Origin of the sequence: Pelagibius sp. 7325 (genome assembly GCF_037652055.1) — a bacterium.
In the GTDB taxonomy this organism is placed as follows: domain Bacteria; phylum Pseudomonadota; class Alphaproteobacteria; order Kiloniellales; family Kiloniellaceae; genus Pelagibius.
The window spans coordinates 395,601-415,703 of sequence record NZ_JBBKAH010000003.1; the positions used below are offsets into that span (position 1 = coordinate 395,601).

Consider the following 20,103-nt stretch of genomic DNA (forward strand, 5'->3'; position numbering starts at 1 on the left):
TCGGCCGCTCGCCCCGCGCCTATTTGACCTGGTGGGTCAGCTGAGGCACCAAGCCGCCCGTCTTCCTGCTGTAGTCGGCCAGCGCGCGGCGTCCGCCGGCGGCGAAGACGGCGACGGCGGAGAGCAGTTCGCGCAGCTGCTGGGCGCTGTTGGCGTCGAAGGTGCAGAAGGCCCCGCCGCTCAAGCGTGCGATCTGCTGGAAGGCCTTGCGGGCGACCGGGTCGCCGCCCTCGTGGAACATGAAGCAGGGCACGCCGAGCAGCCCCAGTTCGCCCGCGAGATGGCCGAGGTGATCGATGTCCTCCTCCATGGCGTCGCCGACGAAAACCAGCGCCGAGACTTTCTTCTGCCGCGTCTCCTTGGCGGCACGCTTCAACACCTTGCCAAGCTGGGTGCGCCCGGCGAGGCAGAACACGCCGGTCATGAAACGCAGCAGCTTGTCGGATTCGGTCACCCAGGGGCTCGCCTTGCACTCGCCGAAGCCGCGATAGTAGATGAGCTGAACCTCCAACCCGCCAAGCGTCTCGGTCTCCCGGAACATCTCCGCCTGCAGGTGCGAGGCGCGGTCCCAGGTCGGCTCGCGGCTGGCCGTCGCGTCCATGGCAAAGATGAGGCGACCGCGCGCACCCGCCGCGCCCGGCGCCGGTGCCGGCGTCACCGCCAGCTTGCGCAGGAAGGCATCGACCTCCGAGGTTGGGGCGGATTGCGGAAGTTTCGGTCCTTTAGCCATCGAGCCCCTTCCGGCGCGATCGTTCGTCCTACCCTAAAGGTAGTGTTCCGCCTCAAGGAGTCCAACGCAAGGGGCCTTTCCGGCCCGCTTCTCAGGCCGCGCGCACCCAGACGGCGGTGTCGTGGAACACCGCGCCGCCGGCCGGGCGGCCGGGATCGGCGCTGGTGAGCAGGTTGATGCCACGGCCTTCCTCGAAGGCGCTGTTGGGCCAGATGCTCTCGACAACCACCACATCGGGCTGCAGGCCGTCGAACAGGCGGGCGTGGACGACCAGGGAGCCCGCCCGGTTGCCAAGGCGCACCCGCCCGCCGTCGGTAATGCCGAGCCCGGCCGCGGCGTCCGGGTGGAGTAGCACGGTGGGCCGCCCCTCGCGCTTCAGCGAACCCGGTGTCTCGGTGAAGGTGGAGTTGAGGAAGGAGCGCGCCGGTGCCGCCACCAGGCGGAACGGCCGTTCCGCGTCCGCCTGGTCGTAGCCGGCATCGTGACCGGGCAGATCCGGCACTTCGGCGAAGTCGGGCCCGTAGGCCGCCCAGTCGGCACGGAAGTGGAAGCGCTTATCGGCGTGGCCGAAGCCGTTGAGGAAGTGCATCTCCTCGAAGGACTTGGCGCAGTCGTGCCAGTGGGCCTCGTAGACCGTCGTGGCATCCGGCAGGCCGGAGGCCTTCAGGGTGGCGTCGACGATGTCCCAGGCGCTCATCGTGAAGCCCGGATGCTCTGCGCCGAGACGCCTTGCCAGCGCGCAGATGACCTCGTGGTTGCTGCGGCAATCCGCCAGCGGGTCGATCACCGCCTTGGTCACCTGCAGGTAGGTGTGGCCGCCGGCGACGTAGATGTCGTCGTGCTCCAGGAAGGTGGTGGCCGGCAGCACGATGTCCGCCATCGCCGCCGTCTCGGTCATGAACTGCTCGTGGACGCAGGTGAAGAGGTCCGCGCGCGCGAAGCCTTCGGCCACCTTGGCGTGCTCCGGGCAGACCACCATGGGATTGGTGTTCTGGATGAACAGCGCCGTGACCGGCGGGCCGTCGCCGAGATCGCGCTTGTCGCCCGTCAGGATCGGACCCATGCGCGACTGGTCCAGCAGGCGCGTTGCCGGGTCGCAGACGTCGAGACCCTGGATCAGCGTCTCGTCGAGGCCGTAGACCGCGGACTGGCCCTGCATGGCGCCGCCGCCGGGATACTGCCAAGCGCCGGTCACCGTCGGCAGGCAGGCGACGGCGTGGACCGAGGACGAACCGTTGCGCGCCCGCGAGAAGCCGTAGCCGACGCGGATGTAGCTGCGCTTCGTCCCGCCGTACAGGCGCGCGAAAGCGACGATCTGTTGTTCCGGCAGGCCGGTGATCGCGGCCGCCCAGGCCGGCGTGCAGGCGGCGAAGTGCGCCTCCAGCGCTGGGTCCCAGTCGCTGTACTTCGCCAGATAGGCGCGGTCGGCATAGCCCTCTGCCAGCAGCACTGAGATCACCGCCGCCGCCAGCGCCCCGTCGGTGCCTGGTTTCAGGGCGAGATGCATGTCCGCCTGCTCCGCCGTGCCGGTGCGGTAGGGATCGACCACCACCAGTTTCGCCCCCCTCGCCTTGCGCGCCTTGGCGATGTGGGTCATCACGTTGACCTGGGTCGAGACCGGATTGCCGCCCCACACCACGACGAGGTCGGAGTCGACGATCTCCCGCGCGTCGGGACCCATGCGGATGCCGACGGCGGCGTTCCAGCCGGTTGCCACCAGCTTGGTGCAGATGGTCGAGTATTGCCGCGAATAGCGCTTGGCATGACGCAGGCGCTCGATGCCGTCGCGCTGCACGAGCCCCATGGTGCCGGCGTAGAAGTAGGGCCACACGGTCTCGCTGCCAAGGCGCTGCTCGGCCTTCAGCAACCCCTCGGCCACCGCGTCGAGCGCCTGGTCCCAGGTGATTTCCTCATAGGCCTCGCGGCCCCGCCCACGCTCGCCCACGCGGCGCAGCGGCACCGTCAGGCGGTCCGGGTGGTGCACCCGCTCGGCATAGCGGGCGACCTTCGCGCAAACCACGCCGTCGGTATAGTCGTTGCCGCGCGCGCCGCGCACCTTGCCGATTCGCGTCTCGGACAGCCGCTCGACCTCCAGGGCACAGACGCTGGGGCAGTCGTGCGGGCAGGTCGAATGGACGAAGACCGGCCCCGAGGCGGGCACTGTGGAACGGTCGAGGGGCATGCGGGGAACATCCGTCGTGGCAGGAGGCGGCGAAGCACGATCCTACCGCGCCACGGCGGCCGCTTCAATTCAGCCGGCAGCCTCCGGGGGGATCCCGGCCGGGGCCTGTTGGGCCGCCGGAGCGTCGCCCCCGCAGGCCGGGGCCGTGGCCGCGAGGTCGAGGACGAAGTGAGCCTCGGTTTCCAGCGCCACCAGCCGGGCCGGCGGCGCCTGCAGCAGGAATTCCTCCGGCCGGCGCCCCTGCCGGATCGCCTCGATGCGGGCCTTAAAGGGCGGAATATAGTCGGGTGGCGTGCCTTCAGCCGCGAAATGCGCCTTCTCGGCAACCAGGTAGGCGACGCCCCAGCGGCAGTGGAGGTCGCGCAGCGGGGCCTCGTCGGTCGCCAGATAGGCATCGACGAGGGCATTGGCGCGCGCCCGCATTTCCAGAGCATGCCGCTCGAAGCTGGGATAGTGGAGCTTCTCCATGACCAGCAGCGGCCGGCGGGCGATATAGGGCAGCAGTTCGAGCGGTCCTTCGATATCGGGCCACACGGCAAAGACGGTCTGCGGCGGCTGCTCTGCAGCGAAGTCCATCACCCGGCGCGTGTCGGCGTCGAGCCGCCACCAGAATCCCAGCTTGTGGGCGTTGAGGCTGTCGGACGCCAGCGCCACCAGCGCCGCCGCGATCAGCGCCGCGGCGGCGCCGACCCCGGCGGCGGCCCGGAAGCGGCGGAACAGCTGCTGCACGCCGACGACGAACAGCAGGGGCAGCACCATGAGCAGCGGATAGAGCAGGAAGCGATAGGCATGGAAGGGGCGCAGCAGAAAGGCCGCCGCGCCGAGCAGAACCGCTATGCCGATGAACACCATAAAGAATCGGGCGGCGGCTTCGCGCCGCGGCAGGACGAAGAGGCCGTAGAAGGCGACCAGCGCATAGGCGAGCAGTACCAGCAGCCAATAGGGACCGAAGAAGTCATGGAACTGCAGCCCGATCTTGCCAATGACGAACTTCACCGGATGGACGATGCCGCCGAAATGACGGCCGTCGGCGCCGTTCTCCGGAAAGGTCTCGGCTTCCTGAAATGGCTGCAGCGCACGCCCGAACTGTTCGGGTGTCGCCAGTATGCCGTAGAGAAGCCACAGCGCGACAAGACCGGTGACGCCAACCAGCAGCACGGACTTGACCATTTCGGCACGCGGCCGGCTGAAGGCGCGCTGGCGGACGAAGACCAGCCACACAAGGCAAAGCCCGAGCAGCGGCGAGAACACCGGATAGAGCAGACCCGAGAGGATCACGACGCCGGCCAGGCCGAGCGCGGAGCCGTAGAATCCCGCGACGAGCCCCCAGGCCAGCAGTGGAAAAGCAAAGGCGTGCGGCAGTGCCGAGCCCATCTGGTAGAGGTACATCGGCTGCGCCACCGCGAGACCGAGGACCGCTACCGCGGCGATGCCGCCGGCCAGGCGACGTGCGGCAAGGACAATGCCCGCGGCAAAGAGCAGCCAGCAGCCAAGGATCATCGCCCGGTGCAGCAGCAGAAGGTCGCCGACAAGCTGCATCCACAGACGCGTCGCCGCCTCGTAGAGAAGCGGCTGCGGGAAGGCGGCGGCATAGTCCGCCAGGTAGTCGCCGGCGAAAAGAACCGGGTCGCCGACCTGGTGGTAGCGGAACAGCGAGCGGAACTCCTCGTGGAAGTAGTCGCCGCCAAGCACGACCGTGGCCTGAAGCACGAAGACGGCAAGGATGTAGAGCAGGAAGCCGGCAACGGCCAGCCGCCCGAGGCGGCCCGGCCCGCCGACGGCTCGGGTGCCGCCCGGCATCGTCATGCCCCTGTCCACGCTGTGATCCAGCACGTTTCGTCTCCGCGTCGCGAAGCCCGAACCTTATCGCGCGATGGTGAGCAAAATGTAAACGAAGGCTTAAGCGGCCTCAGGAGGCCGGCAGGGCGATTCCGGTCTCCCCGGGGGCCGTTTCAGAACTGCCGGCAGGCGCCGGCCGCACTGCCGCCTCGACGGCGCGGGCAAGACGCTGGAACAGGACCGCCTCGTCCTGCCGGTAGCCGGCATCGAAGTAGTGCATGGCCCGCTGCCACGCCGGGGCGTCATAGAAATTCTCCAGCAACCGCAAGGCGGCCTCATCAAGACGCGCCGGCATCGAGGGGATCAGCCCCTGCGCCACGTAGCGATTGGCGTCGTCAGGGCCCGCGTCGAGACCGGCATCGTAGAACACCGGCACACCGCCCCGCAGAACCGCCACCGTGACGCTGCTGTTGCCGCAGATCGCCAGGTCGCAGCGGGCAATATTGTCGCTCAGCTCGAGGCTGCCTGAATCGCTGGTGCGGGTGGCTGCCGAGCACAGGCCGGAGAGATCCTCTCTGATCGCTTTCACCGGGTGCGGGCGGATCAGGATGCGGCCGATGTGCGGATTGGCTTCGAGTTGCGCGACCAGCGCCCGGAGACGGTCCCGGTTGGCCAGACCGGTCAGGAAGATGCCGACGGTGATCGGCTTGTGGCGATTGATGCGGGCAAGCATGGGCCGCTGCGGCACGACCTGCGGCAGGAAGACGGACGCGAACGGCTTATGACTGTGCGCGCGGTAGACATCGAGCACCGCCTGGCTGGTCACTGCGGCGAGGTCGCAGTAGAGCGGCGGCACGAAACCGGTGTTCCAGGTCGCGTTCGCGTGGTTGGTGAACAGCACGCGGCGGCCCGAGCGGTGGGCCGCCACGGCGAGCGCCAGGCATTCCGGCGAATAGTGGTTGGCGATGAACACGGCCCGCGCGCCGCTGGCCGCCAGGAGGCGGCGGAAACGGGCATAGTAGGCCAGGGTGCTGAAGATCCGGCATGCCGGCATGAAATGGAAGCGGCGCACGAATTTCCCGGCCAGGCGATACAGCCGCGGCAGCTGGGCAAGAAAGGACGGCAGGTCGCGCAGGGACTGAAGGCTGAAGCAGTTGGCGCGGGCGATGCTCAGCGTGCCGTCGTCCAGCCCACGCAGATGAACGCCGAGGCCCTGGCGCAGGTGGCCGAGGACGACATGCTCGTTGGGGTACGAGGCAAAGAAGGCGATATCGGCATTCCGGCCATCGGCCCACTTAACCGAAAGATAAGATTTGAGGCCATACATTAACAGCAGGAGCGACTTCAGAAATTCCGGCGATTTCCCGTAGAGAACGTAGAAAAATCGAACTATCGGATTCTTCCTGACGACGTCCTCGAAGACGGCCCGGCGCCCGGCGGCACCGTCGAGCTTTCTGACAATCCAACAGGCCCTGCCCAGAGAATAAGCGCTCATCGGCAAACTCTAGGAAGGCGACGATGTACAAACTCTTAAAGCGCTTGGCCGGGATCTCCGTCTTCTATTCCTTCGCCAACAGCATCGAGGCGCTGTCGCCGTTTTTCCTGGCGCTGATCCTGACGCGATTCCTGCTGCCGGAGGAGTACGGCATCTGGGTGCTCTTTCTCTCGCTGGTGGCCTTCCTGCGCCCGGTGGTCAATCTGACCATCCAGGACGCCCTCAAGATGCACTTCTACGACATGGACCGGGTACGCCAGGCGACCTTCGTCCTCTCCGCCTTCTACATCTCGGGCGCCACCGCCCTGGTGCTCGGCCTGGCCGCCGTGGTCTTCGCCGAGCCGCTGTCGCTGGCGGTGAAGTTCCCCGCGCCCTGGATCATCGCGGTCGTGGTTGCGACCTATCTTTACGTGAACCTCTACTTCTTTCTGACCTTCAACCAGTTCGCCGAAAAGCGCGGCCGCTTCATCGTGCTGCAGCTGCTGCAGTCGTTCTTCGGCTTTGCGGCAATCGTCGTCCTGGTCTTCGCCGGCTGGAACTGGCAGGGCGTCGTGATCGGAAAGATTGCCGGCCTGGCGATCGCCTGCGTCGCGGGCTTCGTGTGGCTGTCCCGCGATCTGGAGCTGAAGCTGTCGCTCGACTGCCGGAAGGAGATCAAAGATCTCGTCAAGTTCGGGCTGCTCTATCTGCCGGCGGGATTCGGTCTCGTCGCCGTGCCGCTGACCGACCGCCTGATCATCGCGCACGTCCTGGGCCTTGCGGAGAACGGGCTGTACGGTGTCGCCGCGCTGTTCGGCGCGGCGCTTTTCGTCGCCATAAACGGCTTCCTGCATGCCTGGATGCCGTGGCTGTTTCAGCATCTGCGCGAGCCGCGCTCCGATGCCTTCCGCCGCGACATCTCCGTCGTATCGCTCGGCTTCCTGGCGCTGCTGCCGATTGCCGGCGTGGCCTTCTACATGGTTGCCGCGATCACTGCGCCTTTCCTGATCGGCGCGTCCTTCGAGAAATCCTTTCCGCTCATTCCCTGGGCGATCGCCGGCACCGTCGCGATGGGGTACTTCTATCACAACCAGGCCTTCCTGCACTTCAAGAAGGCGGTGCTGCCGATGTCCATCAGCAGCCTGAACTGCATCGTGCTGAATCTCTACCTCAGCTATTACGGTGCAATTCACTATGGTACCACCGGCGTGCTGGCGGCGACGATTGTCGCCTTCCTCACCTCCGCCGTGATCAGCGGACTCTTCATCACCTACCACTACAATATCTTCGCCCTGCCCCGCCGAAGCGAGGCCTGAGCGCCGGCTAGGTCCGGCCGCGGCCTCCGCCGCCCAGCCAGAAGGCAAGGCCTGGCAGACCGGCGATCAAGGTGGCGACACCGAGCAGCACGGAGAGCGCCACCGCTTCCTCCGGGGCCAGACCGACGAAGCCGAGCATCACCACGGCGGCGCCCTCGCGCAGCCCCCAGCCGGCAAAAGACAGGGGGATGAAGGTGATCAGCACGATGGCCGGCACCGCCGCCAGCGCCGCGCTGAATTCGAGCCCGACGCCCAGGCCGATGGCCAGGACGAACACGGCCCCGACGGTCAGCAGATGGGAAAGCACAGAAAGCGCCAGCAGGATCAGTGAGCCCAGCGGCGCCAACAGGACCTTGCGCGCATCGGCGGCCAGCGCGAAAAAGGGCCGCCCGACGCGCAGCAGGCCGCGCGGCAGCGGCATCAGGTCAAGACAGCAGAGCATCGCCAGGACGACCAGCAGGCCAGGCAGCGCCGCGATGAGCGCCAGGCGCAGCAGAGGCGGATCGATGCGCTCGCCCAGCCACAGCGCGCCGCCGGCCACCATGAGGACCAGGGCCAGGAGGCCGCCGATCCGCTCCAGCATCACGCCGCTGAAGGCGCGGCCGTAGGGCAGCCCCCGCCGCCCGGCATAGAGGATGCGCACGGCATCGCCGCCGATCGAGGTCGGCAGCACCTGGGAGAAGAAGATGCCGACGAACATCAGGGAAATGCAGTCGCGCAGGGCGAGCGGGGCCGCGATGGCGCGGCCGACCAGCCACCAGCGCAGACCGGAAACCAAGGCGATGCCCGCCAGCAGCAGCACCGCCGCCAGGGCCGCCAGCGGCTGCAGGCGAAGGACCAGGTCGCCGATGGCGCCGAGTTCGCCGGCCGCCGCCACCGCCGCCAGCAGGCCGAGCGAAACCAGGATCTTGCCGGCGACCAGGACGGTCCGCAGCCGGCCGCCGCGCGCCTCGACCGGGGCGACGGCGGTGCGGTGGCTCTCGGCCTCGTCAAGGGTCGGCTGGCACACGTGAAGGTTCCCGAGCTGCGGGCGGCATCCCGCCCGCGGTCATCCTGCCCCGCCAAGGTAAGGGGATCGTAAACGAGCCGTTGAATGGCCGCCGTTTTTAAGGGCGGGCGGAGGCCGGCAGGCCGAAGACCCGGTCGAAACCGAGGTTGAAGACGAAAGTATAGATCAGGAAGAAGAGGATCAGGGTCGCGTCATAGAGAAAGGCTACGAGGAGCGATACCTCGAGCCACCAGGCCAGCAGCGGCACGAGGAGCACCGTCAACCCGACCTCGAAGCCGCAGGCATGGGCGAGCCGCCGCAGGAAGCTCCGCCCGCGCACGGCCTGGCGCGCCTCCCAGGCCTCGAACAGGGTATTGAAGAGGTAGTTCCAGGTGACGGCGATGAGGGACGACGCGACGGCGACGAAGCCGGTCTGGACCACCCCATGGCCAGAGAGCAGCGTCAGGCCGAGGCTCGCGATCACGATGCCGACCAGCTCGTAGAGCACTGCATAGACGATTCTGCGGACGACCGGGGACATGGCTGGCAACAGCCTCACAAGAAGCGCATCAAGGTAGCGACCCTATGCCGGATCCCCCGTCGCCTTCAACGATTCTTCAGGCACGAGTCGGCGAAAGCCGTGCCCCTGAAGCGCGGACCGAAGCCCCGCGAGCGGCCGGCGGCATCGTCCGCCGCATTTTCGCAGCTTTCACGCCTCGTTAAGATACCCGTCGTAGACTTCCAAGCTAGCGCAAACCTCCGCCGCGCCCCGCCAGGGATATCGCGGCGCCGAGCGCGAGATAATCCACGACGACCGCGTCGCTCAATGACATGGCCCAATGACATGGCTGCCGAGGCCCAGACGGCGGAACGCTTCCTCGAGCAGGTCGACGACCCGCGGCTGGTCGCTGTCTACCGCTATTGGGACGGGCTGCGCGGCACCCGCTTCGCGCCCAGCTATCCCGAGATTGATCCGATCGACATTCCCCGGCTGCTGCGCTACCTGCTGGTGACGGACGTCGAGGCGACGCCGCGGGGCCGGCGCTACCGCTACCGTCTGTGCGGCACCGAAGTGGAGGAGCATTTCGGCATCGCCATGCGGGGCTGCTACATCGACACCCTGATGCAGGGCAGCTATCGCAGCTATATCGAGGGTCTCTACGACCGGCTGGTCGAGCGGCGCAGCCCGGTCTATTCCGCCAGCACCTACGACGACCGCGTCCTGCAGACCAAGCGCCTGATGCTGCCGCTCAGCAGCGACGGCCTGCAGGTCGACACGGTTCTCGCGGCACAGGTCTTCTTTCGCTCCGCCAGGCTGTCGAACACGGTGCTCGCCGTTCAGGCCGACTTTGAGCCCGAACTGGAACGCATCGGCGGCAAGTAGGCCGTAGCGCGTTACTCCGCCGCCTGGCGAACCCGCTGGGCATCCGGTGCTTGATCGAGTGTCCGGGACCGGCTCCTGTCACGCGCCAGGAAGGTATATGCGGTCGGCACGACGAAAAGCGTGAGAACCGTCCCGAAAGACATGCCGCCGACGATCACCCAACCGATCTCCTGGCGGCTCTCGGCACCGGCGCCGGCTGCGAGGGCAAGCGGGACCGCGCCGGAAACCATCGCACCGGTCGTCATCAGGATCGGCCGCAGCCGCAGCGCGGCGGCCTCGACAACCGCATCACGCAACGGCTTGCCTTCGTCCTGCAGGGTGTTCGCGAACTGGACGATGAGAATGCCGTGCTTGCTGATCAGACCGATCAGGGTCACCAGACCGATCTGGCTGTAGATGTTGAGGGTGCCGCCGCTCAGCTCCAGCGCGAGCAGGGCGCCCGTCATCGACAACGGCACCGTCAGCATGATGATGAGGGGATCCCGGAAACTCTCGAACTGGGCGGACAGCACCAGGAAGATGAAGCCGAGGGCCAGGACGAAGACGAACACCAGGCTGCTGCCGGCCTCCTTGAACTCGCGCGACTCGCCCGCGTAGTCGTAGCGCACCGAGTCGGGCAGCTCCTGCTCGGCGGTGGCGGCCAGGAAGTCCAGCGCCTCGCCGAGCGAATAGCCGGGCGCGAGGTTACCCGTGATCGTTGCCGAGCGGAACTGGTTGAATCGATTCAGTTCCTTCGGCGCCACCGTTTCACGCAGCCGTACCAGGTTGGAAAGCTGAATGTTGGCACCGTCGCGGCCCCGCACGTAGATGTCGTTGAGATCGCTGGACGTCCGGCGGTCGTCCGGTGCGACCTGAACGATCACATCGTACTGCTCGCCGTTCTGGTTGAGCCGCGTCACCTGCCGTCCGCCGAGCAGCGTCTCCAGCGTTCGGCCCAGCGTCAGCACGCCCACACCGGTATCGGCGACACGCTCCCGATCCACATCGACGTCGATCTGCGGCTTGTTCAGGCGCAGATCGCTGTCGAGATTGATCAGCCCCGGGTTCTGCTCCGCCGCTGCGAGGAACCGGTCGACGTACTCGTTCAGCCGGCCGTAGCTTTCGGAGGTCTGAATCACAAACTCAACCGGCTTGCTGCGCGCGCTCTGACCGAAGGAGCCGGGATTGTTCGCGAAGGCGCGCACGCCGGTGATGCGGGCCAGTTTCGGCTGGATCTCCCGCACGATCTCCATCTGGGTTCGCTCCCGCTCGTCCCAGGGGAGCAGCTGAGAGAAGGAGATCAGTTCGGTGACCGAGCGCGCGCCGGCGATGATGAAATAGTGCCTCACCTCCGGGATCTCGCTCAGCAGCTCTTCGAACTCGGCCGCGTAGCGGGCGGTGAAGTCGATCGTCGAGCCCTCCGGCGCGTTGCCCGCGGTGAAGAGCACGCCGCGGTCTTCCACCGGCGCCAGTTCAGACTTGAGGCCGGTGAGGAGAACGTAGCTCGCCCCGGCAACCACCACCGCCACCAGGATCACCAGCGGCCGCACGCGCAGCGTCAGCTCGAGCAGCCGGCGGTAGCCATTGTTGAGGGCGAGCAACCCCTGTTCCAGCACGGTATAGATGCGGCCATGCGACTCGTGCTCGCTCAGCAGCCGCGAGCACATCATCGGGCTGAGGGTCAGGGCGACGAATCCGGAAACCAGGACCGCGCCGGCAAGCGTCAAGGCGAACTCGGCAAAGAGGGTCCCGGTGCGCCCCGGCGCGAAGGCCACCGGCGCATAGACGGCGGCAAGGGTCAGCGTCATGGCGATGACCGGGCCCGATATCTCGCTGATGCCCACCGTCGCAGCCTTGAGCGGCTTCATGCCGTCTTCGATGTGCCGGTGAATGTTCTCCAGCACGACGATCGCGTCGTCGACGACCAGGCCGATCGCCAGCACCATCGACAGCAGTGTCAGCGTGTTGATGGAGAATCCGAGCAGACTCATGATCGCGAAGGAACCGACCAGCGACACCGGGATCGTCACCAGGGGAATGATGGTCGCGCGAATGGTGCGCAGGAAGAAGAAGATGACGATGACCACCAGCACCACCGCCTCTGCGATGGTCGTGTAGACCGCATTGATCGACTCGTCGATGAAGATCGACTTGTCGTAGGAGATCTTGGCGGCCATTCCCTCGGGCAGGTCGCGCGACAGCTCCGGCATGACCTCCCGCATTGCGTTGGAGACGTCGAGAGGATTGGCCGTCGCCTGCTTGACGATGCCGAGAGTCACGGAGTTGTCGCCGTTGAATCGCGTCACCCTGCGCTCGTCAGCCGCGCCGACCTCGACGCGAGCCACATCGCGCATGCGCACCGGGAAGCCGTCGGCATCCCTGATGACGATCCGCTCGAACTGCTCCGGCGTGACCAGGCCGGTGCGCGAGAGCACGGTGAACTCGCGGTCCAGGCTCTCGATGCGGCCGGAAGGCACTTCGACGTTCTGCTGGCGCAGGGCCAGCTCGACGTCGTCGGTGGTCAGTCGGTAGGCCGCCAGTCGTGCGCGATCCAGCCAGATGCGCATGGCGTAGCGGCGTTCGCCGAAGATCCGCACCTCGGCCACGCCCGGCAGGTTCTGCAGCCTGTCGCGCACATAGCGGTCGGCGTAGTCCGAAATCTCCAGCGGGGTGTGGCGGGTACTGGTGAAGGCGATGTAGATGATCGCCTGCGCGTCGGCCTCGACCTTGGCGATCACCGGCTCGTCGATCTCGTCGGGCAGACGGCCGCGCACGCGCGACACGCGATCACGCACGTCGCTGGCCGCGACGTCGGGGTCGGTGCCGAGGCGGAAGCGCACGGAGATGCGGCTCTCTTCCGGCTCGCTGCTGGAAGTGAGCGTCTCGATGCCTTCGATGCCGGCGATCGAGCCTTCCAGGACCTGCGTCACCTGGCTTTCGATGATTTCCGCGCTGGCGCCGGGATAGTCGGTCCGCACGGAGACGATCGGCTCGTCGATGTTGGGATACTCACGGATGGTGAGCTGCATATAGGAGACGAGGCCGACCAGGATGACGATAAGGCTCATCACGGTCGCAAAGACCGGCCGGCGGATGAAGAAGTCGAAGACTCCCAAGGTCAGCTCCCCGCGCTGCGTTCGACGACCTCGACCCGAGCGCCGTCACGAACCTGCTGATGGCCCGCCGTGATCACCCGTTCGCCGGGACTGAGGCCGCTCAACACCTCGACCTCGCCCGGGCGGCGATGACCGAGCCGGACCTCCGTTTGGGTCGCCCGGCCGTCCACCACCCGGTAGACCAGGCGCTTCTGCCCCTCGGCGAAAACGGCGGACTCGGGCACCAGCACGGCATTCGCCCGGCGCTCCACGACGATGCGCACGCGGGCGAAGAGACCCGGCTTCAGGACGCGATCCGGATTGGCGATGCGCGCGCGCAGGCGCACGGCACGGCCGTTCTCGTCGACGATGGGGTCGATGACGTAGATCTCGCCCTCGAAGCTGCGGTTCGGCAGCGCGTCCACGGTGACGCTGATCGCCTGGCCGGGGCGAAGGCTGGACAGCACGAGTTCGGGAACCCGAAAATTGACCTTGATCGGGTCGATGTTGGCAAGTTCCACGATGCGCGTGCCGGGAGTCACGTAGGCCCCGGCGCTGATGGCGCGCAGGCCGACGACACCGGGAAAGGGCGCCTTGATGGTGGCCTTCTCCAGGAGGGCGCGGGACAGCGCGGCATTCGCCTGCGCCGCCAAGTGAGCGGCCACGGCCTCATCGCGCGCGCGCAGCGTGCCGGTGCCGCGCTGCGCCAATGTCCTGGCCCGCTCGAGATTGGCCTCGGCAAGGGTGAGGTCGGATAGCGCCTTGTCCAACTCGGCACGCAGCGTGGCTGCGTCCAGCTCCACCAGCACGTCGCCAGCCGACACCGCGTCGCCTTCGCCGAAGTGGATGCTGTCGACGCGGCCGGCGATCTCCGGAGCGATCACCACCGACTCGTCCGGCTCCAAGGTGCCGACCGCGCCGATGTCCTCGACCACCATGTCGACGATCACCTCCGCCGCCTCGACGGTGATGACCCGCTCGCTGGCAGGAACAGCGGCTTGCGCGAGCGGCCCGCCCGGCGCGTTCTGTTCTGTCTGAAAATAGTAGACGGCGCCACCGGTCGCGAGCGCAACCATGCCCAGCGCGATCCAAAACGATGCCCGGCCCATTGACAGTTCCGTTACTTCAGTCAATCCTAAAGTGGACTAACGAGTCCAATCTAGCCGTTGGAGCGGGACAAAAAGCAAGGCCAAATGGCGACAGCTGCGATGAAATCGGCCTCTGCGCGCTCAGCGCACAAGCGGCACGCGATCCAGGAAGCCGGCACCGCCGTTTTTCTCGAACTCGGCTATGAAGCCGCCACCATGGAGCAGATCGCGGCCCGCGCCGGCGTCTCAAAACAGACCGTCTACAATCATTTCTTAAGCAAGGACCGGCTGTTCAAGGCGACCATCGCCGACCTCACCGCAGGCTTGATGGCGCCGCTGGCCCTGCACACCCACGGGAAAGCGACGCCGGCGAGCCGGCTCAGCGCCCTGGGGCTGGACCTCCTGACCCTCATGCTGCAACCCTCGTCGCTCGCGCTTCATCGCCTGATCGTCGCTGAATCGGCGCGCTTTCCCGAGCTTGGCGCGGAAATCTATGCCGTGGGCGCGGGGCGGATGCTGGCGGCGCTCGCGGAATACCTTGCGTGGGAGACCCGCAACGGCCGTCTCAGCGTCGACGACCCGGAGCTGGCCGCGGAACAGTTCCTCGGCATCCTGACCGGACGCATGCAGCTGCGTGCCCTGCTGGGCGCCGAGCCGCTGCCCGAGCGGGCGGAACTGGAGCGCCGCGCGGCGAAGGCGGTGGAATGCTTTCTCGCGATTTATACGATCCGCCGGCCACAAGCTGGTGCCGGGGCCGGGCTTGCGGCCGGGTAGGCGCACGGCGCCGGCCGGGCGCTACCTTCCCTTCATCGCCGCCCAGTCGTCGTCGCTGAGGGCTTCCATGAGCGAGAACTGTCCGGCGCCCTTCAGCCACTCGCCGCCGTCGATGACCACCACCTCGCCGTTGATGTAGGCCGAGCCGTCGGCCAGCAGGAAGGCGGCGAGGTCGGTCAGTTCGCGGTGCTCCCCGACGCGGCCCAGCGGGATCTTGTTCATCCAGGCGCGGTCCATCGCCTCGTTGGGCACGAGGCGCGACCAGGCACCCTCGGTCGGGAAAGGACCGGGCGCGATGGCGTTCAGGCGGATGCCGCGCCCGCCCCACTCCACCGCCAGGGAACGCGTCATCGCCAGCACCCCCGCCTTGGCCATCGCAGAGGGCACCACGTAGGGCGAGCCGGTCTCCGCATAGGTGGCGACGATAGAGAGCACATTGCCGGGATGCTGCCCGGCCAGCCAGCGCTTGCCGCAGGCCAGCGTCACGTAGGTGGTGCCGTGCATGACGATGGCGAGCACGGCATCGACGGCGCGCGGCGAGAGGGTCTCCGTGCGGGCGAGGAAGTTGCCGGCGGCGTTGTTCACCAGGGCATCGAGCGGCCCCTCTTCCCAGATCGCCTCGACCAGGGCGTCGACCCGCGCCGCATCGCGCAGGTCGCAGGGGATCGCGCGGGTGCGGCCCGGAAAATCGGCGTCGAACTCGGCCCGGGTCTCCGCCAGCACGGTTTCACGGCGGCCGCAGATCACAAGCGTCGCGCCCAGCTCCAGCACCCGGCGGCCCATGGACTTGCCGAGGCCGCTGCCGCCGCCGGTGATGAGGATGCGCTTGCCTTGCAGCAGATCGTTCTGGAACATGGAAAGGGACCCCGCGTTGCACACAATCGAGATGACTTAGTACCGCCCCGCAAGCGCTTTGGCTATGATGGCGGCAATCAACAAAGAACCTTACAGGGCGGAACGGTCGGGCATGCTTCCCAAGGCGGCAACCTACGAAGAGCTGACGGCGCAATTCCGCTGGCAGATCCCGGAACACTACAACATCGGTGTCGATGCCTGCGACAAGTGGGCCGCCAGCGACAGGCTGGCGCTCATTCACCTTACCGACGACGGCAAGGAAGCCCGCTACTCCTTCAAGGATCTGCAGCGGCTTTCCAACCGCTGCGCCAACGTGCTGGAGGCCCAGGGCGTCGAGGAAGGCGACCGCGTCGCCATCCTGCTGGCCCAGGGGCCGGAGACCGCCGTCGCACACCTCGCGACCTACAAGCTGGGCGCCATCGCGGTGCCGCTGTTCACCCTCTTCGGCGCGGAGGCTCTGGAATATCGCCTCGCCAACTCGGCCGCGCGCGTCGTCATCACCGACCGCGCGGGCCTCGCAAAACTGGAGACGATCCGCGACCGGCTGCCGGCGCTAGAGAGTATCATCTCTGTCGATGGCGGAAATGCTTTGGACTGGCATCACCTCCTGGAGCGTGCCTCCGACGGTTTCCTGCCGGTCGATACCCTCGCCAACGATCCGGCGCTGATCATCTACACCTCCGGCACCACCGGCCCGCCCAAGGGCGCGCTGCACGCCCACCGCGTGCTGCTCGGCCACCTGCCGGGCGTGGAGATGCCGCAAAACTTCCTGCCGCGGCCGGACGACCTCATCTGGACCCCCGCGGACTGGGCCTGGATCGGCGGCTTGTTGGATGTTTTGCTGCCCGCCTGGCACCACGGCGTGCCCGTCGTCGCGCACCGCTTCGCCAAGTTCGATCCGGAAAAGGCCTTCCAGCTGCTGGCCGACTTCGGCGTGCGCAATGCCTTCCTGCCGCCGACGGCCTTGAAGATCATGCGCACCGTCGAACGCCCCGCCGAGCGCTGGAGCCTGGCGCTGCGCTCCATCGGCAGTGGCGGCGAGACCCTCGGCGCCGAGATGCTCGCGTGGTCCGAGGAAACATTCGGCACCCCGGTGAACGAGTTCTACGGCCAGACCGAATGCAACCTCGTGGTCTCCAACTGCGCGGAGATCATGCCGGTAAAGCCCGGCTCGATGGGCCGCCCCGTGCCCGGCCACCGCGTCGCCGTCGTCGATGACGACGGCGACGAGCTGCCGCGCGGCGAGGCCGGCACCATCGCCGTCAAGCGCCCCGACCCGGTCATGTTCCTGAAATATTGGCGCAATCCAGAGGCGACGGCAGCGAAGTTCCGCGGCGACTTCCTGATGACCGGCGACCAGGGCGTGATGGACGCGGACGGCTATCTGCGCTTCGTCGGGCGCGACGACGACGTCATCACCTCCGGCGGCTACCGCATCGGCCCGGGCGAGATCGAGGACTGCCTCATCAAGCATCCAGCCGTCGCGATGGCCGCGGCGGTGGGCGTGCCCGATCCCGTCCGCACCGAGCGCGTGAAGGCCTTCATCGTGCTGAAGGAAGGCGAGCAGGGGAGCGACGCCCTGGTGCGCGAGATCCAGGACTTCGTGAAGACGCGCCTCGCCGCCCACGAATACCCGCGCGAAGTCGCCTTCGTCGACGCCCTCCCCATGACCGCCACCGGCAAGGTCATCCGCAAGGCGCTGCGGGAGCAGGGATGACGGACTGCCGGATCCTTTTTTGGCGCTATACCCCGAGTACCGGAAACTATTCGGGCTTCCATCTGTGCGCCGACAATGCCGGATGTGATAGCCACACTCACCGTTGTCATCCCGGCACTTGATGCCGGGATCCATGGCCCTGTCCGCTCGAACGACCTTGGACGTCAATCGGCTCGGTATTGCCACTCGCTGACGCCAATGGGTCCCGGGGTCAAGCCCCGGGACGACAGTGGTGCAGGTGGCGAGAGCGAGTCTGTCGCTCGACCGCGCCGTTTCAAGGCTTCGCGGGCCGCAGCACGCCGTTGGCGTCGCGCTTCAGCGGGTAGTCCTGCTTGGGCAGCGGCGCGCCGGGCGCGTCCAGCACCGAGACGCCGTGCGGCCAGTCCGCCGGCGCGATGGCGATGTAGCGGGCATAGCCGCCGACTCCGCCCTTGGGCTTGGCGAAGCCGATGGCGATGAGGGCGCCGGCCTCCGGGACCTTATCCAGGTTGGCAACGCCCTCGGCCTGGGCGAAGTGGTTGTGCATCAGCCAGTACTCGCCCTCCAGGGTCGGCGTGGTGTCGGTGTCCAGCGCCTCGTGGCCGTGGAACAGGATCTTGCGCTCCAGGTGCAGGTACTTCAGCGCATCGAGGCGCACGCCGGGGAACGGTGCCTTGGCGAAGTTCTCGAGATCGCCCCAGTTCTTGTACCAGTCGGAGCGGAACATGACGACCGAGCCCTCCGGCACCGGGCCGTGCTCCGCCTCCCATTCCTTCACATCGTCGGCGGTCGCCTGATAGCCGGGATCGGCAATCGACTTCTCGTGCACATCGACGACCACCAGCGGCCGCAGCGTGAAGGAAGCCGGGATGTCGCTGATGGTGGCGCCATACTCGTCCCAGTGCGCCGGCGGGTCGAGCTGGGTGCCGTACTGATCGGTGGTGAGCGTGTAGGCGGTCGCGATGAAGCCGTGCTGCGCGTAGGTGAACTCGTCGCCCTTCTTGGCGTAGTCGCCGAGGTCCCGGCCCGCCGTCGCCGGCTTGAACTCGGCGCCCCCGAAGCCCGGCCAGACCGGCTGCACCGGCTCGAAGGCGTGCGTCAGGTCAATGTACTTCGCTGACTTGAAGGTGTTTTCGTAGAGCTGCCAGAGCGGATGGTCTTCGGCGAGTGCCGGTGATGCGAAGAGGCCGATCGCGGCGGCGACGGCGGCGGTCCGGAGGCTGTTCATTTTCGAATGCTCCCTGCTGGATTGTGATGGCACGAACGGTTTTTCCCGTTACGCAGCGTCACGATAGCGCAGGAAAGCGATCGCGCAGAAGGGGCTTCGCCGTGACCGGCGATCTGCGCTAGCGGTTCGGCAGCGTCGTGAGAATGGCCTGGGCATCGGCACGCGGCGACTTGGACGTCGTCACCACAACCTCGTAAGGAAAGTCGGTGCCGCTGGTGCGCCAGATCTCCTCGCGCTCGTCGATGCCGCGCACGTAGTCCCGCTTGTCGCCGATCTTGTTCAACGGCAGGCCCTTGCGGCGCACGTACTCGGAGAACACCAGCGAGACCTGGTCGGCGCTCGCCTGCTGCGCCAGCACCGAGCAGCTGTAGTCGGCGAAGACCACCAACGCGAAAAGGCCTGCCTTGTTCTCCGCCGACCAGACATCTCCCTTCTTGCCGTCCAGGAAGGCCTGCGCCTGCTCCGGTGCGAACCTGCGCAGCTGCGGCGTGGCGGCAATCCAGGCCCGCAGGTCAGCCGGATCCTCGACGTGCTTCAGGCAGGACTGCACGAATAGGCCCACTGCCTCGCGCGCCTGGTCCGCCGCGCGCACCGGCAACGCCGCCAGGCAGCCGGCGAGCGCCAGCGCCGCTATCCTTCCCGCTCTCGCAGTCGTGAACCGCATTATTCCACTGCCACTCTTATGATCGCCGCAACGCCGCGACCCTAGCAAATCAGGCCGGGCGGGGCGAGAGACATTGCCCTGTCCGGCCGACCGGGAGCACTGGACCGGGCGCGGCATGACGGGTATTGAACGGGCAGCGGGGCCGCAGCGCGTCCGCTCGACAAACGACAAAGAGGAAGCGTCCGCCGCCATGAGCAAGGTCATCGACTACTATCTCACCCTCATCTCGCCCTGGGCCTACCTGGGCAGCCAGCGATTTGCCGAGATCGCCAAGCGCCACGGCGCCGAGGTCCGCGTGAAGCCGGTAAACTTCGGTGAGATCTTTCCGCGCACCGGCGGCCTGCCGCTGGCCAAGCGCGCGCCGGAGCGCCAGGCCTACCGCCTGGTCGAACTGAAGCGGTGGAGCGAATACCTGGACATTCCGATCCATCTGCAGCCCAAGCATTTCCCGGCGCCGGAAGCGCTGGCTGCCCGCATGGTGATCGCGGCGGGTGAGAGCGGCGGTAAGCCGCTAGAACTGGCACAGGCGGTCGGCAAGGCGGTGTGGGAAGAGGAGCGCGACATCGGCGATGCGGCGACCTGTGAGGCCATCGCGGCGGAAACCGGCCACGACGGTGCGGCGCTGCGCGCCAAGGCGGAGGAAGCCGCCAGCGAGGCGCGCCACGCGACACTGACCGAGGAAGCTCTCGCACGCGGCGTCTTCGGCGCGCCCAGCTACGTCTACAAGGACGAGATCTTCTGGGGCCAGGACCGCCTCGATTTCCTCGACCGCGCCCTGGCGAAGGGGTGAAAGTCGAGAACGGTACCGCGCCGCCGCTAAAACGGAAAAAGGGGCCTCGTGGGAGGCCCCTTTCCTGCTCCGACCCTCGCG

At 67.2% G+C, this 20,103-nt stretch carries 16 protein-coding genes; 5 read left to right on the forward strand and 11 right to left on the reverse strand.

Annotation, left to right across the window (positions count from 1 at the left end; translation table 11 throughout):
- Window positions 1–19: 19 nt before the first annotated feature.
- The 4 genes from WDC82_RS10915 to WDC82_RS10930 all read right to left on the reverse strand — a co-directional run bounded on the left by WDC82_RS10915 (window position 20) and on the right by WDC82_RS10930 (window position 6,186).
- The gene (locus WDC82_RS10915; RefSeq protein WP_340117335.1) at window positions 20–730 is read right to left on the reverse strand and encodes a VWA domain-containing protein; all 711 of its coding nucleotides are present in this window, start codon (window positions 728–730) and stop codon (window positions 20–22) included.
- 91 nt (window positions 731–821) lie between these two features.
- Window positions 822–2,912 carry a molybdopterin oxidoreductase family protein gene (locus tag WDC82_RS10920; protein WP_340117336.1) on the reverse strand — a complete coding sequence of 697 codons (2,091 nt, stop codon included), beginning with the start codon at window positions 2,910–2,912 and terminating at the stop codon, window positions 822–824.
- A 69-nt stretch (window positions 2,913–2,981) separates the two neighbouring features.
- Window positions 2,982–4,745: a hypothetical protein gene (locus tag WDC82_RS10925; RefSeq protein WP_340117337.1), complete on the reverse strand. Its 1,764-nt coding sequence runs from the start codon at window positions 4,743–4,745 to the stop codon at window positions 2,982–2,984.
- A gap of 76 nt (window positions 4,746–4,821) precedes the next feature.
- The gene (locus tag WDC82_RS10930) at window positions 4,822–6,186 is read right to left on the reverse strand and encodes a hypothetical protein (protein WP_340117338.1); all 1,365 of its coding nucleotides are present in this window, start codon (window positions 6,184–6,186) and stop codon (window positions 4,822–4,824) included.
- 23 nt (window positions 6,187–6,209) lie between these two features.
- Between WDC82_RS10930 and WDC82_RS10935 the strand changes: the two genes are divergently transcribed.
- Window positions 6,210–7,481: a lipopolysaccharide biosynthesis protein gene (locus WDC82_RS10935; RefSeq protein WP_340117339.1), complete on the forward strand. Its 1,272-nt coding sequence runs from the start codon at window positions 6,210–6,212 to the stop codon at window positions 7,479–7,481.
- Between the two features lie 7 nt (window positions 7,482–7,488).
- Here WDC82_RS10935 and WDC82_RS10940 read toward each other — a convergent pair whose 3' ends face one another.
- Both WDC82_RS10940 and WDC82_RS10945 read right to left on the reverse strand, forming a co-directional pair.
- Window positions 7,489–8,490, reverse strand: coding sequence for a lysylphosphatidylglycerol synthase transmembrane domain-containing protein (locus WDC82_RS10940; protein WP_340117340.1), 1,002 nt, complete (start codon window positions 8,488–8,490; stop codon window positions 7,489–7,491).
- A 97-nt stretch (window positions 8,491–8,587) separates the two neighbouring features.
- Window positions 8,588–9,010, reverse strand: coding sequence for a PACE efflux transporter (locus WDC82_RS10945; protein WP_340117341.1), 423 nt, complete (start codon window positions 9,008–9,010; stop codon window positions 8,588–8,590).
- A gap of 303 nt (window positions 9,011–9,313) precedes the next feature.
- Here WDC82_RS10945 and WDC82_RS10950 point away from each other — a divergent pair, with 303 nt between their 5' ends.
- The gene (locus WDC82_RS10950; RefSeq protein ID WP_340117342.1) at window positions 9,314–9,853 is read left to right on the forward strand and encodes a PAS domain-containing protein; all 540 of its coding nucleotides are present in this window, start codon (window positions 9,314–9,316) and stop codon (window positions 9,851–9,853) included.
- Between the two features lie 11 nt (window positions 9,854–9,864).
- On the opposite strand, the gene WDC82_RS10955 is transcribed toward WDC82_RS10950, so the two are convergent.
- Window positions 9,865–12,948, reverse strand: a complete 3,084-nt coding sequence (locus WDC82_RS10955) for an efflux RND transporter permease subunit (protein WP_340117343.1) — start codon at window positions 12,946–12,948, stop codon at window positions 9,865–9,867.
- A 2-nt stretch (window positions 12,949–12,950) separates the two neighbouring features.
- The gene (locus WDC82_RS10960; protein ID WP_340117344.1) at window positions 12,951–14,003 is read right to left on the reverse strand and encodes an efflux RND transporter periplasmic adaptor subunit; all 1,053 of its coding nucleotides are present in this window, start codon (window positions 14,001–14,003) and stop codon (window positions 12,951–12,953) included.
- Window positions 14,004–14,120: 117 nt separating this feature from the next.
- Here WDC82_RS10960 and WDC82_RS10965 point away from each other — a divergent pair, with 117 nt between their 5' ends.
- Window positions 14,121–14,789 carry a TetR/AcrR family transcriptional regulator gene (locus WDC82_RS10965; RefSeq protein ID WP_340117345.1) on the forward strand — a complete coding sequence of 223 codons (669 nt, stop codon included), beginning with the start codon at window positions 14,121–14,123 and terminating at the stop codon, window positions 14,787–14,789.
- A gap of 21 nt (window positions 14,790–14,810) precedes the next feature.
- Here WDC82_RS10965 and WDC82_RS10970 read toward each other — a convergent pair whose 3' ends face one another.
- On the reverse strand, window positions 14,811–15,644 hold the full coding sequence (locus tag WDC82_RS10970; protein ID WP_340117346.1) for an SDR family oxidoreductase: 834 nt from the start codon (window positions 15,642–15,644) through the stop codon (window positions 14,811–14,813).
- A gap of 112 nt (window positions 15,645–15,756) precedes the next feature.
- Here WDC82_RS10970 and WDC82_RS10975 point away from each other — a divergent pair, with 112 nt between their 5' ends.
- Entirely contained in the window at window positions 15,757–17,361 is a 1,605-nt protein-coding gene (locus WDC82_RS10975; RefSeq protein WP_340117347.1) for an acyl-CoA synthetase, read from the forward strand.
- 274 nt (window positions 17,362–17,635) lie between these two features.
- Here WDC82_RS10975 and WDC82_RS10980 read toward each other — a convergent pair whose 3' ends face one another.
- Together WDC82_RS10980 and WDC82_RS10985 are read right to left on the reverse strand one after the other, a co-directional pair.
- Window positions 17,636–18,568, reverse strand: coding sequence for a cyclase family protein (locus WDC82_RS10980; RefSeq protein WP_340117348.1), 933 nt, complete (start codon window positions 18,566–18,568; stop codon window positions 17,636–17,638).
- Window positions 18,569–18,686: 118 nt separating this feature from the next.
- Window positions 18,687–19,232: a hypothetical protein gene (locus tag WDC82_RS10985; protein ID WP_340117349.1), complete on the reverse strand. Its 546-nt coding sequence runs from the start codon at window positions 19,230–19,232 to the stop codon at window positions 18,687–18,689.
- Window positions 19,233–19,422: 190 nt separating this feature from the next.
- Between WDC82_RS10985 and WDC82_RS10990 the strand changes: the two genes are divergently transcribed.
- The gene (locus WDC82_RS10990) at window positions 19,423–20,022 is read left to right on the forward strand and encodes a 2-hydroxychromene-2-carboxylate isomerase (RefSeq protein WP_340117350.1); all 600 of its coding nucleotides are present in this window, start codon (window positions 19,423–19,425) and stop codon (window positions 20,020–20,022) included.
- The last annotated feature ends 81 nt before the right edge of the window (window positions 20,023–20,103 follow it).

Coding starts and splice junctions, on each gene's coding strand:
- WDC82_RS10965 (WP_340117345.1), top strand. CDS start 14,121: ATGGCGACAGCTGCGATGAAATCGGCCTCTGCGCGCTCAGCGCACAAG.
- WDC82_RS10915 (WP_340117335.1), bottom strand. CDS start 730: ATGGCTAAAGGACCGAAACTTCCGCAATCCGCCCCAACCTCGGAGGTC.
- WDC82_RS10920 (WP_340117336.1), bottom strand. CDS start 2,912: ATGCCCCTCGACCGTTCCACAGTGCCCGCCTCGGGGCCGGTCTTCGTC.
- WDC82_RS10990 (WP_340117350.1), top strand. CDS start 19,423: ATGAGCAAGGTCATCGACTACTATCTCACCCTCATCTCGCCCTGGGCC.
- WDC82_RS10930 (WP_340117338.1), bottom strand. CDS start 6,186: ATGAGCGCTTATTCTCTGGGCAGGGCCTGTTGGATTGTCAGAAAGCTC.
- WDC82_RS10970 (WP_340117346.1), bottom strand. CDS start 15,644: ATGTTCCAGAACGATCTGCTGCAAGGCAAGCGCATCCTCATCACCGGC.
- WDC82_RS10950 (WP_340117342.1), top strand. CDS start 9,314: ATGGCTGCCGAGGCCCAGACGGCGGAACGCTTCCTCGAGCAGGTCGAC.
- WDC82_RS10960 (WP_340117344.1), bottom strand. CDS start 14,003: ATGGTTGCGCTCGCGACCGGTGGCGCCGTCTACTATTTTCAGACAGAA.
- WDC82_RS10980 (WP_340117348.1), bottom strand. CDS start 18,568: ATGAACAGCCTCCGGACCGCCGCCGTCGCCGCCGCGATCGGCCTCTTC.
- WDC82_RS10935 (WP_340117339.1), top strand. CDS start 6,210: ATGTACAAACTCTTAAAGCGCTTGGCCGGGATCTCCGTCTTCTATTCC.
- WDC82_RS10985 (WP_340117349.1), bottom strand. CDS start 19,232: ATGCGGTTCACGACTGCGAGAGCGGGAAGGATAGCGGCGCTGGCGCTC.
- WDC82_RS10945 (WP_340117341.1), bottom strand. CDS start 9,010: ATGTCCCCGGTCGTCCGCAGAATCGTCTATGCAGTGCTCTACGAGCTG.
- WDC82_RS10975 (WP_340117347.1), top strand. CDS start 15,757: ATGCTTCCCAAGGCGGCAACCTACGAAGAGCTGACGGCGCAATTCCGC.